11 protein-coding genes and 1 pseudogene are annotated in these 14,237 nt (G+C 56.2%); 7 read left to right on the top strand and 5 right to left on the bottom strand.

What is annotated here, in order from left to right; genetic code table 11:
* Positions 1–3: 3 nt before the first annotated feature.
* Complete coding sequence (locus EDF73_RS18655) at positions 4–1,182, top strand: acetyl-CoA C-acetyltransferase (protein WP_132730546.1); 1,179 nt, start codon at positions 4–6, stop codon at positions 1,180–1,182.
* Positions 1,183–1,436: 254 nt separating this feature from the next.
* Positions 1,437–2,132, top strand: a complete 696-nt coding sequence (locus EDF73_RS18650) for an oligogalacturonate-specific porin KdgM family protein (RefSeq protein ID WP_132730545.1) — start codon at positions 1,437–1,439, stop codon at positions 2,130–2,132.
* 176 nt (positions 2,133–2,308) lie between these two features.
* Here the strand turns inward: EDF73_RS18650 and EDF73_RS18645 are convergent, their stop codons facing one another.
* On the bottom strand, positions 2,309–3,484 hold the full coding sequence (locus EDF73_RS18645; RefSeq protein WP_132730544.1) for an oligogalacturonate lyase family protein: 1,176 nt from the start codon (positions 3,482–3,484) through the stop codon (positions 2,309–2,311).
* A gap of 550 nt (positions 3,485–4,034) precedes the next feature.
* Between EDF73_RS18645 and kduD the strand changes: the two genes are divergently transcribed.
* A complete protein-coding gene (gene kduD, locus EDF73_RS18640; RefSeq protein ID WP_132730543.1) occupies positions 4,035–4,796 on the top strand; it encodes a 2-dehydro-3-deoxy-D-gluconate 5-dehydrogenase KduD in 762 nt (253 codons plus the stop codon).
* A 65-nt stretch (positions 4,797–4,861) separates the two neighbouring features.
* A pseudogene (locus EDF73_RS18635) lies at positions 4,862–5,128 on the top strand (MFS transporter); the annotation flags it as partial.
* On the opposite strand, the gene EDF73_RS18630 reads toward EDF73_RS18635, so the two are convergent.
* The gene (locus EDF73_RS18630; protein WP_132730542.1) at positions 5,108–6,103 is read right to left on the bottom strand and encodes a LacI family DNA-binding transcriptional regulator; all 996 of its coding nucleotides are present in this window, start codon (positions 6,101–6,103) and stop codon (positions 5,108–5,110) included. The pseudogene EDF73_RS18635 and the gene EDF73_RS18630 sit on opposite strands and share 21 nt — an antisense overlap.
* Positions 6,104–6,347: 244 nt before the next feature.
* Here EDF73_RS18630 and EDF73_RS18625 point away from each other — a divergent pair, with 244 nt between their 5' ends.
* The 3 genes from EDF73_RS18625 to EDF73_RS18615 all read left to right on the top strand — a co-directional run bounded on the left by EDF73_RS18625 (position 6,348) and on the right by EDF73_RS18615 (position 10,510).
* Positions 6,348–7,589 (top strand): MFS transporter, encoded by a 1,242-nt coding sequence (locus EDF73_RS18625; protein ID WP_132730541.1) that lies wholly within the window; start codon positions 6,348–6,350, stop codon positions 7,587–7,589.
* Between the two features lie 18 nt (positions 7,590–7,607).
* Positions 7,608–9,041 carry a glycoside hydrolase family 32 protein gene (locus EDF73_RS18620; protein WP_132730540.1) on the top strand — a complete coding sequence of 478 codons (1,434 nt, stop codon included), beginning with the start codon at positions 7,608–7,610 and terminating at the stop codon, positions 9,039–9,041.
* Between the two features lie 125 nt (positions 9,042–9,166).
* The gene (locus EDF73_RS18615; RefSeq protein WP_132730539.1) at positions 9,167–10,510 is read left to right on the top strand and encodes a carbohydrate porin; all 1,344 of its coding nucleotides are present in this window, start codon (positions 9,167–9,169) and stop codon (positions 10,508–10,510) included.
* A gap of 102 nt (positions 10,511–10,612) precedes the next feature.
* Here EDF73_RS18615 and EDF73_RS18610 read toward each other — a convergent pair whose 3' ends face one another.
* From EDF73_RS18610 to EDF73_RS18600, 3 genes are all read right to left on the bottom strand, one after another.
* The gene (locus tag EDF73_RS18610) at positions 10,613–11,740 is read right to left on the bottom strand and encodes an oligogalacturonate lyase family protein (protein WP_132730538.1); all 1,128 of its coding nucleotides are present in this window, start codon (positions 11,738–11,740) and stop codon (positions 10,613–10,615) included.
* Positions 11,741–11,803: 63 nt separating this feature from the next.
* Positions 11,804–13,090, bottom strand: coding sequence for an ABC transporter substrate-binding protein (locus tag EDF73_RS18605; protein ID WP_132730537.1), 1,287 nt, complete (start codon positions 13,088–13,090; stop codon positions 11,804–11,806).
* Between the two features lie 16 nt (positions 13,091–13,106).
* On the bottom strand, positions 13,107–14,234 hold the full coding sequence (locus EDF73_RS18600) for an ABC transporter ATP-binding protein (RefSeq protein WP_132730536.1): 1,128 nt from the start codon (positions 14,232–14,234) through the stop codon (positions 13,107–13,109).
* Between the last annotated feature and the right edge of the window lie 3 nt (positions 14,235–14,237).

Raw genomic sequence — 14,237 nt, 5'->3', positions numbered from 1 at the left:
AGGATGAAAGATGTCGTGATCGTTGGCGCGTTGCGTACCCCCATAGGCTGCTTTCAGGGAACGTTGTCGCGGCACTCGGCGGTGGAGTTGGGAAGTCTGGTGGTCAAGGCGTTAGTGGAACGTGCCGGTATTGACCCGCAAAGCGTGGATGAGGTGATCCTCGGGCAGGTATTAACCGCGGGCACCGGGCAAAACCCTGCGCGTCAATCCGCGATTCGCGGCGGGCTGCCGAATACCGTTTCCGCGATAACGATTAACGATGTGTGCGGCTCCGGGTTGAAGGCGCTGCATCTGGCGACGCAGGCGATCCAGTGTGGTGAAGCCGATGTGGTGATTGCCGGCGGACAGGAAAATATGAGCCGCGCGCCGCACGTCCTTACCGATAGCCGCACCGGCGCCCGGCTGGGCAACAGCCAGCTGATTGATAGCCTGGTTCATGATGGTCTGTGGGATGCCTTCAACGATTACCATATGGGCGTTACGGCGGAAAACCTGGCGCGGGAGTATGGCATCAGCCGCGAACTCCAGGATGCATGGGCGCTCAGTTCGCAGCATAAAGCCCGGCGGGCGATTGATTCAGGGCGCTTTCGCGATGAAATTGTCCCGGTGACGACCGAGCTGAACGGCGCGCCGCGAACGATTGATACCGATGAGCAGCCGCGGGTGGATGCCAGCGCTGAAGGGCTGGCCAGTTTACAACCGGCCTTCGATCGGCTGGGTTCGGTGACCGCCGGCAATGCTTCAAGCATCAATGACGGCGCGGCGGCGGTGATGATGATGAGCGAAGCGAAAGCGCTGGAGCTCGGTCTGCCGATCCTCGCGCGGATCCGCGCATTTGCCAGCGTCGGCGTCGACCCGGCGCTGATGGGCATCGCGCCGGTACACGCCACGCGTCGCTGTCTGGAGAGGGCGGGATGGCGGCTGGATGAAGTCGACCTGATCGAAGCCAATGAGGCGTTTGCCGCCCAGGCGATTTCAGTGGGAAGAGTACTGGAATGGGATGAGCGTCGGGTCAATGTCAACGGCGGGGCGATTGCGCTGGGCCACCCCATCGGCGCTTCCGGCTGCCGTATTCTGGTCTCGCTGGTCCATGAGATGATTAAACGTGATGCCCGTAAAGGGCTGGCCACGCTGTGCATCGGCGGCGGCCAGGGCGTTGCGCTGGCGGTGGAACGCGCATAATCCTCGTCTACACTTCTGTTCTTCCAGGCCTCCGTCCGGGGGCTTTTTTATTGCCGTTTGTCTTGCCGGCTGTGACCGAATTCCGCGAAAACAGCGCCGCGAAGGCCTTTTTTGTTGAGCCTGGTCACGTCCTGCTGTGCCATGTTTTTTGAAACAAATAATTACGATCTCGATCACTAAAACGAGGGTGCTTAAAAAATAAAATGCAGTTTCATAAAATAGAAACATAATTTTAATTTTTAAAGGGGTACCCTATGTTTGCGAGATCTCTGGTCCTTGCTGCTCTCTGTGCCGCAACCTTTTCTGCTTCCGCTGTGACCGTCGATTTGCGTCATGAATTCATTGATGGTGGAAAAAGCGATAAGACCAACGCCGACCGCGTTTCTGTCTCCCACCGCTTTGCCAACGGCTTAGGTTTCTCCGTTGAGGCGAAGTGGAAGTCGGGAGGCGAGAATACTGACCAGCCTTATGCCGATTTCGTCGGCAGCGGTCATGAAGAGACCATTAGCTGGCGCTGGAAAGCGGCGCAGAACTTCTTTGTCACGCCTGGTTTCAATATTGAAAGTAACGACAGTCGTTCGATTTATAAGCCCAATCTGCACGTGCAATACAGTTTTGATAACGGCTTCTATCTCGCCGCTCGTTATCGTTATGAATACACGCGCTATCCGGCAAACGCCGGTAAAGACGACGATAAAGTGAACCGCGGCGATGCGTGGGCCGGCTTTGTTCTGGGCGACTGGCGTACCGAGCTTAACTACGTTTATGCCCGCAGTAGTGAAGGCGTGGCTCGCAATGACAACAAGCCGTACTCCCAGGAATATAATGTCAAAGTGGCCTATAAGCTGGATAAAAACTGGTCGCCTTATGGTGAGATTGGTAACGTTGGCGTGAACGATCGCAGCGATCGCCAGACCCGCTTCCGCGTCGGCGTGGCCTACTCTTTCTAAGCGCAGACAATTTTGCTGATTGCCCCGGAGCCGTTAGCCGGGGCTTGTTGTTTTTGTTGCCTGCCGGCGATGGCGGTTAGCAGAGCCGGCAGGCGGTAATGAAGCAAAAAAAGCCCTCCGTGAAGGAGGGCAAGGCCAGTGACAGAAACACTCACTCAAAAGGGGGGAAGCTCACTTTATGCCGGCAACATCACCGGTTGCTCCGGCAGCTTCGCAATATAGATAGCCGGCTTCCCGTCTTTATCCGAGCTGAACAGAATGGCGCCATCGTCCGGCGTAAAGGACGGGTGCGGATGGGTCACCTGGCGACTGTTGGCGACCGTGGCCCAGGAGGTATCATGGCGGGCTACGCGGCAGTAAGCCTGCTTCGCCACGTCGAAAACATACAGATAGGGGTCGTTATCAATGGTGTAACCGCTGGTATCGTTCACGTCGACCGGCGTCCCTGAACCGTCGCCAACCAGCAGCGTGCCGTCGAAATTACTCATCAGATGGGAACAGGCGGGCATCTGCATCAGCGCGGTGTTGACGCCGCTATCCGGGTTGAAGCGATAAATCGTCCGCCCCTGCTGGCCCTTCAAATAAGAGACATATATCAACGCCGAGCCGTCCGGAACCCAGAACTCGTGAGTACAGCTTTCACCCTCGGCGTGCGCTTTGACTTTACGCACGTTGCTGCCGTCTTCATTGACCAGCCACATGCGGGCGTCGACCAGATCGTGCGGCCCCTCATGGCAGAAGGCGACGGTATTGTCGTCGAAAGGTCGATAGATGGGATGGCCCAGCCAGTTCTTCTCTTCATGGATAACGCGGCTTTCACCGCTTTGCAGATCGACGCGGAGCAGGCGGCAGTGGGGGCCTTTATGGAAGAAGTCGTGGAATATTTGCCAGTCATTGAGCGGGGTCCAGTCGCTTTTTGCAATCTCGATGCCCACCAGCTGGCTGCACTCGCTGTTGGCGACCCAGGTGCCATAGCCGACCCACTGGTCAGCGACGCGATAGACTTCACGTTCCTGCAGGGTGGTGAGGTTCACTTCCCGCAGCGAGCGATCGTTTTTCACGTAATAGAGCGAAGCATCATCCGGCGAGAGAAAACCGCCGAAGGTATTATCGCCCGCCCCTTCCGTGAGCTGGATGGCCTCGGCTTTGGCGATATCTAACAGGTAGTAGTTCCAGTGGCCGTCGAACTCACCGGCAAATAACAGATGGCTGCCATCATTGAAAAAACATTTTTGATAGAAGTAGTTACGATGACAGGTTACTTCCGGAGGGGTTAAGCGGGTGATTTCCGCGCCGGTATCCGGATCGCGACTGACCTCATAGTTCAATGTTACCCGCATGCCTTTAGCCATGATGTGCTCCTTTTCCTTCCTGCGATGTCGCCTGCCTGGAGGGGACGTTTAGCCAGATGAAGTTGATTTAAAAGATGAGTGTCAATTTATCAAAACGACGTTTCATTATTTGTGATGGTGGGCGCAATTCGCCATAAAACCTTGCCCTGGATCGCAGTTTTCAGCCTCAGCGGGTGCCGATGTTCAGGCGAACTTTGTTTTTATGTTCGCTTTTTGCATTACGCTGTCGTTTTTCAAAGATCATTTAATTTGTTGTATTTTAATATATTTATTGGGTTTTCTCTCTCGGTGGATGCGCCGCTTCGTGATCCGTTTTGCATTTCTGGCAATTAGATGCTGAAAATATGAAACATCGTTTTAATAAAAATTGAAAAGCGCTTTTTCCAGGGTTAAGATGTTCACGCCATTAAAACAAAACTATGTTTTATTTTTTTTATGATGGGTAGCACCCGGAGCGTTTTCCCTGGTGTCAGAAGCCGTGCGGGTTGCGGATCGGACAAATAGAACCTTGCCTGTGTTGTACGGGCTCTGAAAGATTAAGGAACAAAGTATGATACTCGATGCATTCTCCCTACAGGGTAAAGTGGCGGTGGTGACCGGCTGCGACACCGGACTGGGCCAGGGTATGGCGGTTGGTCTGGCGCAAGCGGGCTGCGATATTGTCGGTATTAATATTGTCGAACCGGCGGAAACCATTGAGCGCGTCACCGCGCTGGGCCGCCGTTTTCTGAGCCTGACGGCCGATTTGCGCCACATTGATGGCATTGCGCAGCTGCTGGAGCGCGCGGTGGCTGAGTTCGGCCATATTGACATTCTGGTCAACAATGCCGGCCTGATTCGTCGCCAGGACGCCCTGGAATTCAGCGAGAAAGACTGGGACGACGTGATGGATCTGAACATCAAAAGCGTGTTCTTTATGTCTCAGGCGGCGGCGAAACATTTTATTGCTCAGGGCAACGGCGGCAAAATCATTAACATCGCGTCCATGCTCTCTTTCCAGGGCGGCATCCGCGTACCGTCCTACACCGCCTCAAAAAGCGGCGTGATGGGGGTGACTCGCCTGCTGGCGAATGAGTGGGCGAAGCACAACATCAACGTCAACGCTATCGCTCCGGGCTACATGGCGACCAACAACACCCAGCAGCTGCGCGCCGACGAACAGCGTAGCGCTGAAATTCTCGACCGTATCCCGGCGGGGCGTTGGGGTTTGCCGGACGATCTAATGGGGCCGGTGGTGTTCCTCTCCTCCCGCGCGTCGGATTACATTAACGGCTATACCGTGGCGGTGGATGGCGGCTGGCTGGCGCGCTAAGGCCGATGCAGACGGACAACAAACCCTGCTTTGACGGCAGGGTTTTTTATTGGCGGCTTTGCCCCGCGCCGGCGGTGTGGAGCCTGTACTCAGAAATTCAGCCGCGGAAATGCCGCGATTTTGGCATCACCTGTTCAACCGCCAGCAACCGGGGGGCGAACATGATTATCGGGCGACTTTCCTGACGCTGCTCGATACGATTGGCGCAGCGGGAACCTTCCGGCTGATCCCGGAAACCAAAAAGCGTCACGCTTGAGCATATCGAACGTAAGCTGATGTCCGGTGAAAAGCTGCGCAACATCGGCAATGAATTACAGCGACTCTCTGGGTAGCCACGGGCTGGCAATACGCACCGTGTCCCGATGGCTATCGCCGTTAATGATATGCAGGGCGCTCAGGCGCCCGATGTCATAATGGGGTAGCTGCACCGTCGACAGCGGCGGTACAAACAGATCGCCAATCCCGACCATATTATCGTAACCCACCACCGCCACGTCCTGTGGAATGCGCAACCCCTGCGCCAGTAGCGTTTGATAGACCATAAACGCGATACGATCGTTGCCGCAGATGACCGAATCAAACCGAGGTTTACCGCGGTCGATATTGGCCAGCACCATGGCGGGCATATCACGATAGTGCTGATCGCCATATTCCATATAACCATGTTCGAGGGTGTCCGGGTTGATACCGGCTTCCCGACAGGCGCGTTCCAGCCCCCTGCGGCGACGGACGGTCGCGAGATGGTTGGCCGGAAGATGCAAACAGAGCGGGCGACGGTAGCCCGCCGCGAGCAGAGCCTGCACGGCGGTGTACTGACCCTGTTCATCATCCGGAATATAGCTGGCGACCGGATCGTTGAGGCTTTCGCAGTTGGCGAGCACACAGGGGAGCGTTAACAGCTTGGCCGGCAGCGGCACCTGACGCAGCCCCATGGTGGTGTAGATAATGCCGTCAGGACGGTGCGAGAGCAGCAGGTCGACAATGGTTTCCGGGCTATCATCGGAAAACATGTTCACCACGAAGCTGTTCCAGCCGTGCGCGCGTGCGGTCTCTTCGATAGAGAGAGTGATTTCCACCGAGAACGGGGTGGTGACGGTATCCAGAGCCAGCACGCCAATGGTATTCGGTGTAGCGTGAGCGCCGCGGATCTTCTTGGCTGACAGGTCGGGGACGTAGTTGGTTTGTTCGATGGCAGACTGAACGCGGGCCAGGGTCTCTGGTTTCAGGCGCTCGGGGCTGTTCAGGGCCCGTGAAACCGTCATCAGAGAGACGTTTGCCAGTTTTGCCACATCTTTCAAGGATGCCATATTTGATACTCCACCGTTGCCACCATGCAACAGGCTATACAACTAAGTCGCTGATGTAAAAGGATCATACGATATTCTATCCCAGGCCGGGCGATCGCAGTGGAGAGGAATATTTGATCGCGATCTCATCTCTGTTATGTTAACGTTAACTTTTGTGATTAACATCATGTATCTCAGCAAAACGACATGATTTCGGTTTTTTGTTAACGTTACCATGCGTTCATTACTCCTACACGAGAATGTCATGATGAAAGCCCATCACTCTCACAGCTACCCGCTACTCAGTGCCTTACTGTTTTTCTTTTTCGTGACCTGGTCCGCTTCCGGATCGTTGCTCTCTATCTGGTTGCACCAGGAAGTGGGGCTGAAACCGGGAGATACCGGGATCATCTATTCCGTGCTTTCCGTTTCCGCGCTGTTTGCCCAAATCTGTTACGGTTTTATCCAGGACAAACTCGGGCTGCGTAAAAATCTGCTGTGGTATATCACCGCGCTGCTGATTCTCTCGGGGCCAGCCTATCTGCTGTTTGGCTACCTGCTGAAAATTAACGTTCTGCTGGGCAGCATCTTCGGTGGGATCTATATCGGCTTAACCTTTAACGGCGGTATCGGCGTGCTCGAGTCCTATACCGAGCGCGTGGCGCGCCAGAGTCAGTTTGAGTTTGGCAAAGCGCGCATGTGGGGATCGCTCGGTTGGGCGGTGGCGACCTTCTTTGCCGGACTGCTGTTTAACATCAACCCGCAACTCAACTTTGCGGTCGCCAGCTGCTCCGGACTGGTGTTCTTTATTCTCCTGGCGCGGCTGCGGGTCTCTTCCGCGCCGCAGGCCATGCAGGAGGCGATATCGGGCGGCAAAGTGACGCTGGAAGACGCTCTGCGTCTGCTGACCCTGCCTCGCTTCTGGGCGCTGGTATTTTTCGTGGTCGGGACCTGTATTTACGGCGTCTACGACCAGCAGTTCCCGGTCTATTTCTCGTCCCAGTTCGCGACCCTGCAGGAAGGCAACGCGATGTATGGCTACCTGAACTCGTTCCAGGTATTCCTTGAGGCCGCCGGGATGTTCTGCGCGCCGTGGCTGGTGAACCGCATCGGAGCGAAAAACGGCCTGATTTTCGCCGGGATGGTGATGGCGTTGCGTATGGTGGCCTCCGGCCTGGTGGAAGGGCCGCTGCTGATCTCCATTACCAAGCTGCTGCACGCGGTGGAGCTGCCGGTGCTGCTGGTCGCAATCTTTAAATACAACAGCGCCAACTTCGACAAACGACTCTCCTCCACGCTGTATCTGGTGGGCTTTGCCTGCACCAGCTCGGTGATTGCCACGGTGCTGTCGCCGCTGGCGGGCTATAGCTATGAGAAATACGGTTTCGCCCAGTCCTATTTGATTATGGGGCTGCTGGTGTTCTGCACCACCTTTATCTCCATCTTCTTGTTGCGATCCAGTAAGTCATCCGCCGAGCCGCGAATGCCGCAACCAACTGCTATCTGATTGAAAAGAGTGAAGAATATGATGTACTCAATTGCCAATGCTGAACAAGAACTGCAGGCTAAATGCGAGGCGCTGAACCCGCGCTGGTATCCACGCTACCACCTCGCCGCCCGTGCGGGCTGGATCAACGATCCCAATGGCCTGGTGTGGTTTGACGGCTGGTATCACGCTTTCTACCAGCATCATCCGTACTCCACGCAGTGGGGCCCGATGCACTGGGGCCACGCCCGCAGCAAGGATTTAGTCCACTGGGAACATCTGCCGGTCGCGCTGGCCCCGGAAGGGCCAGAGGATAAAGACGGCTGCTTCTCCGGCTCCGCGGTGGTGGACGGTGATACCCTGGCGCTGATTTATACCGGACATAAATTCCACGGTGACGCCAGCCATGAAGAGAATTTGTATCAGGTGCAGTGTCTGGCCACCAGTCGCGACGGTATTCACTTTGAGCGTCAGGGGATGGTACTGGATACGCCGCCGGGGCTGCATCACTTCCGCGATCCGAAGGTGTGGCGCGTCGGCGACAGCTGGTACATGATCGTCGGCGCCCGCGTGGGCGATACCGGTCAGGTGCGTCTGTACCGCTCGGACGATCTGCGTCAGTGGCATGAGGAAGGGGTCCTCGACGAAGCGGAAGAGAAGATGGGCTATATGTGGGAATGCCCGGACTTCTTCACCCTCGGCGATAAGCACGTGCTGATGTTCTCTCCGCAGGGGCTGGCGGCGCACGGCTACGAGAACCGTAATTTATTCCAGAGCGGCTACCTGCTCGGCGACTGGCAGTCCGGGCAGCGCTTTGCACGTGAAGGTCAGTTTGTCGAAATGGACCACGGGCATGACTTTTATGCTCCGCAAAGCTTCGAAACGCCCGATGGCCGCCGTATCGTCATCGGCTGGCTGGATATGTGGGAATCACCGATGCCGGAACAGCAGGACGGCTGGGCAGGAATGCTCTCTCTCCCGCGTGAGCTGAGCCTGAGTGAGGACAACCGCCTGCAGATGCGCCCGGCGAAAGAGGTGGAGTGTCTGCGTCGCGCCTGGTTCCCGTGGCCGGTCAGCACCGTGAAAAATCAGCAGTCGCTGATGGTGGAAAACTGTGAAGCGATGGAGGTTATCCTGCACTGGGATTGCGCCAACAGCACCGCCGAACAATATGGGCTGAGCTTTGGCGACGGCCTGCGCGTCTACGTTGACGCCCAGATGCAGCGTCTGGTGCTCGAACGCCACTATCCGCAGTACGGCCTGTGCGGTGTACGCAGCGTACCGCTCACCGCCGCTTCGCCGCTGAAACTGCGCCTGTTCTTTGATAGCTCCTCGGTTGAGGTCTTCGTCAATGATGGCGAGGCCTGCCTGAGTAGCCGTATTTATCCGGACGCTACCCGCCGGGAATTATCATTATTTGCCTGGAGCGGTACCGCCTTATTATCTGAGGGCGGCGCCTGGCAGTTAGAATAAATAAACTGAATGTTGTTAATAACCCGTCCGCGGCGACGGGCGGGTTATTATTGTCATCGTCGTCGCCGGTTTTTATCCATAAATAAAAAACTTCATTTAATTAAATAATAAGAAAGGGTTTACCGATGAAAAAGATCTGGGTCGGATGTTTGCTGACGTCTTTATTTACCCCCGTGGCTAATGCGCAGGAGTCGCTTTCGCTGGAAGCGCGGCTGGCGCAGATGGAGCAACGCCTGAAGGCGACGGAGCAAAGGGCTGCCAGCGCGGAGGCGGAGATTCGCGCGCTGAAGCAGCCTGCGGCCGTGCCGGTAACGGCAAGCGCGGCGCCGGTGAAACCGACATTACAGTTGAATGATTATGGCGAATTAAAATTCTATGGCGACGTTGAGTTTAATATGGATGGCGCCAGCCGCACCGGCAGCCTGACGTCGGTAAAAACCACTGCGAATAAAAACTGGGCGCCGGGGAATAAAGAGCGCTGGGATATTAACGGACGTATTCTGCTGGGCTTTGATGGCCTGCGTAAAGGCGCTGACGGGAAATATGCCGGCTTCAGCGTACAGCCGCTGGCGGATATGACCGGGAAAATGAATCTCGATGATGCGGTATTCTTTTTTGGCCGCGAAGATGACTGGAAAATTAAAGTGGGGCGCTTTGAAGCCTATGATATGTTCCCGCTTAATCAGGACACCTTTATTGAGTATTCCGGTAATACGGCCAACGATCTGTACAGCGACGGCTACGGCTATATCTATATGATGAAAGAGGGACGCGGGCGTAGCAGCAGCGGCGGCAACTTCCTGCTCAGCAAAACGCTGGATAACTGGTACTTTGAGCTGAATACGCTGGTGGAGGACGGCAGTTCGCTGTTCGTCAACCGCAGCTATCACGGCAACGCGCTGGATAATCGCAAAAACGTCGCCTATGTTCGCCCGGTCGTGGCCTGGCAGTCCGGCGCCTGGTCGGTGGCGGCCGCGGCGGAGAGCAACCTGGTGAATAACGCCTACGGTTATGACAAGCAAAATGGCGGCTGGGTCGATCGGTCCAGCCGTACCGGTTATGGGATGACCATGAGCTGGAATACGCTGAAAACCGATGCCGAAAATGGGGCGGTGGTGAATCTGAGCACCGCCTATCTCGACGCGGCGGATGAAAAAGATTTCAGCGCCGGTATCAATGCGTTATGGCATCGCGTTGAGCTGGGCTATATCTATGCGCATAACAAAATCGACCAGTTCAATATGTCCGGGGTGAGCGGGGAATGCGACGGCGACTGCGCGATTCTGGCGCCGGGACGCTATAACATCCATACCATTCATACCTCCTGGCAGTTGCCGAACATCATGGATATGCCGAACTTTAATATCTACCTCGGGGCCTATGCCTCCTGGCTGGACTCTTCGGCGGCGAAAACCGGCAATACGGATGACCGCTACGGCGCCCGGGTGCGGTTTAAATATTTCTTCTGACAGGGATCCCGGGCGGCGGCGTAAACGCCTCGCCCGGGCTACCGGATCGCAGACGGCGGTAGCCCGGCTAAGCAGCGCGCGAGCCGGGACGTTGCCGAATCACTACACCTCCGCCAGATACAGCGCCGGCATACCCTCTTTATCGGAGGTAAACAGCACCCAGCGTTCATCCGGCGAAAAGGACGGATGCGGATGCGTCACCTGACGATCGCCGTCGAGCACTTTCCAGGTCGAGTCATGGCGGCAAATCGCTTTTTGCTCGCCCGAGCGAATATCAAATACCCAGATAAACGGGTCGTTTAGCCGAATCTCGCCGGTGTTATGCGGCGAACCGTCGCCGACAATCAGCGAACCATCGTGGTTACTCATCAGGTGTGAGCAGGGAGGAATCGCCATCAGCTGGCGGTTTTCCAGCGTTTGCGGATCGGCGCGATACAGATAGCGCTGCGGATCGTTTTCCCGATGGGCGACATAGTAAAGCGCGGACCCATCCGGCACCCAGAACTCGTGGGTGAAGCTTTCTCCCGGCCGATGCTGGCGAACGTTGCGTAGGTGGCTGCCGTCGGGGTTGATCAGCCACATTCTGGCATCGATCGCATCGCGCGGTCCTTCATGGCAGAAGGCGATAGTCTGGTCGTCAAACGGGCGATAGAGCGGGTGGCCCAGCCAGCGTTTTTCCTGCAGAACCACCGAGCGTGCCCCGCTGCGCAGGTCGATATTGATCAGCCGACACTCAGGATGGGTAAAATAAAAGGCGCGGAACTTGCTCCAGTCGGTCAGCGGCCGCCAGTCGCTTTTTTTGATCTCAATGCCCACCAGTTTGCGGCAATCGCTGGTGGCGACCCAGGTGCCATACGCGACCCACTCATCATCCACTTCGTAGATGACCTGTTCCTCCAGCGTCGCCAGTTCCACCCGGCGTAGCTGGTGGTTATTTTTGACGTACCACAGCGCGCGGTCATCATCGGATAAAAAACCGCCGAAGGTATTATCCCCCGGGCCATCGGTCAGCTGCGTGGCCTGTTGGGCGGCGAGATCCAGCAGGTAGTAGTTCCAGTGGCCTTCAAATCCGCCGCCGAAAATCAGTCGACCGCCGTCGCGGGTGAAGCATTTCTGGTAGAAGTAGTTGCGGTGACAGACAACGTGCGGCGGCGTCATCCGCATCACCCGATGTCCGGTTTCGCTGTCTTCCGTCGTGCGGAAATCCAACGGGATAATCTTGCCCTTCATGGCTCACTCCTGACAAAGAATACCCCGCAGCCGGCGCTGCGGGGCAGGGGAGGTGACAAACACTTAGCGCATGGCGCGCCGTAAAATGCGGTCAGACTGACGCTGGAAGTCCATCGCCGTTTCTTCAACGCTTTTTTGTCCGTAGTCGATGTATTGCAGCGAGGTGCCGAACTGGGCGACGATCTGCGGATCGTCGAAGTAAGGCGAAACCGGGAGTTTGGCTGGCAGCGACTGCGCCAGTTTCAGCCCGGATACCGCCGGATCGTCGGTTTTGATCGTTCCGTTTTCGGTCAGATATTGCACCGCCACTTTGCTGAGCGGCACGCCGCGCTCAAGGCCCAGGGTATCGACCCCCTCTTTGCTGTTCAGCAGGAAATTAATGACCTTCGCCGCCGCTTCCGGGTTTTTGGTCGATTTGCCGATCGAGAGCATCTGCGCCGGTTTGAAGAACAGACCGGCATCGGTGGCGCCCGGCAGCATCGGGTAGTCGCCCAGCACCAGCTTCGCCGGCGGCTTCAGGTTATCGGAATATTTGTTAATGGTGGAGTTCCACATATAGGTTCCCGCCCACTCCCCCTGAATCCACGGCTTCATTTCATACATATTGCTCTTGCCGAAGGAGGCATAGTATTTGGTGTCCGGCATCACGTGGCTGTCGATCAGCTTTTTGTACATCTGGAAGAACTCGACCCACTGCTCTTTGCTGTAGGAGAATTTCTTCGTTTTCTCGTCGATAGCCGGCTGGTTGTACTTCTGAATCATGTAGGAGTTCAGCAGCGCCAGCGTATCCTGATGCTCCAGCACCACCGGATAGTATTGTTTCCCCAGCTTGCTCTCAAAGGTTTTACCTGCCGCCATCAGCGCGTCCCACGTTTTCGGGAATGCCACGCCGGCTTTTTTCCAGGTTTCATCGTTAAAGTAGAACACCCGGGCGGTGACGGAAATCGGGATACCGTTGAGTTTGCCGTTCACCGTCGTTGACTGCAGCTCTTTGGCATCGAACTGGCTGAGGTCGATGACATCCTTCATCTTATTCAGGTCGTAGAAGCCTTCGCCGTTTTTCGAGAAGATCGGCAGCCAGTTCCAGTTAGTCTGCATCACATCCGGCTCGGTGCCCCCGGCGATTTGGGTGGTCAGACGCGAGAGGTGGCCGTCCCAGCCGGTGTATTCGGCTTTGACATTAATGTCCGGATGCTGTGTGTGAAACTCTTCCAGCGCCTTCAGGGTGACCTGGTGGCGGCCGTTGCCGCCCCACCAGGACATGCGTAGATCGACATCCTTTGCCAGGGAAGGTAACGCGGTAAGGCCCAGAGTGGCGGAGATTGTGGCGCTTAAAAGCACTTTTTTCATTTTAATACTCCAGTGATTACAGAGAGATGTTCTGTTCGGTGGCGGCATCAAAGAGATGGCACTTATTCATGTCGAATTTGAACCACACCCGGCGATGAAGCCCTTTCGCAATCATCGGCTTCACTTCGTCGGAAGGGACGCGGGCGGTTAGCTCATAGTCGGCGACTTTCAGGTAGACGAAGAACTCGTGACCCATATTTTCGACCCGCACCATCTCGCCTGAGCAGCCGCCTTCGGCGAACGGTTCATCGGCAATGGCGACAAACTCCGGGCGGATGCCGTAGAACAGCGACGGATTTTTATAACCGCTGACTTTATCCTGCAGCGCATCGCTTAACGGCAGCAGCTCATCGCCGATGGTCAGGTGCAGACGGCCCGCGCGCTCAACCAGCGTGCTGGGGCGAATGTTCATCTCCGGCGCGCCGATAAAGCCGGCCACGAACATGTTTTTCGGTTTGTGGTACAGATTATCCGGGGTATCTACCTGCATGATGTGACCCAGTTTCATCACGCAGATGCGATCGCCCATGGTCATCGCTTCGGTCTGATCGTGGGTGACATAAACGGTGGTGGCCGGTTTGCCGGATTTCTTCAGCTGCTTGTGCAAATCGGAAATGCGGATACGCATCGACGCGCGCAGCTTGGCATCAAGGTTGGAAAGCGGCTCGTCAAACAGGAAGACGTCCGGCTTTTTGACGATAGCGCGCCCGACGGCGACGCGCTGGGCCTGTCCGCCGGACAGCTGGCGCGGCAGGCGGTCGAGGAGCTCCTCCAGTTCGAGTATTTTGGCCGCTTCATTGACCTGGCTGGCAATGTGTTCTTTCGGCAACTTGCTCAGCTTGAGGCCAAAGGCCAGGTTCTCACGCACCGTCATGTGCGGATAGAGCGCATAGTTCTGGAACACCATCGCAATCCCACGCGCTTTTGGCGCGAGGTTGTTGACGATTTTTTCGCCGATGCGCACTTCGCCGCCGCTGATGGTCTCCAGCCCGGCCAGCATTCGCAGGGTGGTGGATTTGGCGCAGCCGGATGGCCCGACGATCACCATAAACTCGCCATCGGCGATTTTCAGGTCGATAGCATGTACCGCTTTGAAGCCGTTGGAGTAAACCTTTTCCAGTTTGTTGAAAATAACTTCAGCCATGAT

This window comes from Klebsiella sp. BIGb0138, assembly GCF_004342285.1.
In the GTDB taxonomy this organism is placed as follows: domain Bacteria; phylum Pseudomonadota; class Gammaproteobacteria; order Enterobacterales; family Enterobacteriaceae; genus Klebsiella.
This window is presented reverse-complemented; position numbering and strand designations above follow the sequence as displayed.

Coding starts and splice junctions, on each gene's coding strand:
- EDF73_RS18655 (WP_132730546.1), top strand. CDS start 4: ATGAAAGATGTCGTGATCGTTGGCGCGTTGCGTACCCCCATAGGCTGC.
- EDF73_RS18650 (WP_132730545.1), top strand. CDS start 1,437: ATGTTTGCGAGATCTCTGGTCCTTGCTGCTCTCTGTGCCGCAACCTTT.
- EDF73_RS18645 (WP_132730544.1), bottom strand. CDS start 3,484: ATGGCTAAAGGCATGCGGGTAACATTGAACTATGAGGTCAGTCGCGAT.
- kduD (WP_132730543.1), top strand. CDS start 4,035: ATGATACTCGATGCATTCTCCCTACAGGGTAAAGTGGCGGTGGTGACC.
- EDF73_RS18630 (WP_132730542.1), bottom strand. CDS start 6,103: ATGGCATCCTTGAAAGATGTGGCAAAACTGGCAAACGTCTCTCTGATG.
- EDF73_RS18625 (WP_132730541.1), top strand. CDS start 6,348: ATGATGAAAGCCCATCACTCTCACAGCTACCCGCTACTCAGTGCCTTA.
- EDF73_RS18620 (WP_132730540.1), top strand. CDS start 7,608: ATGATGTACTCAATTGCCAATGCTGAACAAGAACTGCAGGCTAAATGC.
- EDF73_RS18615 (WP_132730539.1), top strand. CDS start 9,167: ATGAAAAAGATCTGGGTCGGATGTTTGCTGACGTCTTTATTTACCCCC.
- EDF73_RS18610 (WP_132730538.1), bottom strand. CDS start 11,740: ATGAAGGGCAAGATTATCCCGTTGGATTTCCGCACGACGGAAGACAGC.
- EDF73_RS18605 (WP_132730537.1), bottom strand. CDS start 13,090: ATGAAAAAAGTGCTTTTAAGCGCCACAATCTCCGCCACTCTGGGCCTT.
- EDF73_RS18600 (WP_132730536.1), bottom strand. CDS start 14,234: ATGGCTGAAGTTATTTTCAACAAACTGGAAAAGGTTTACTCCAACGGC.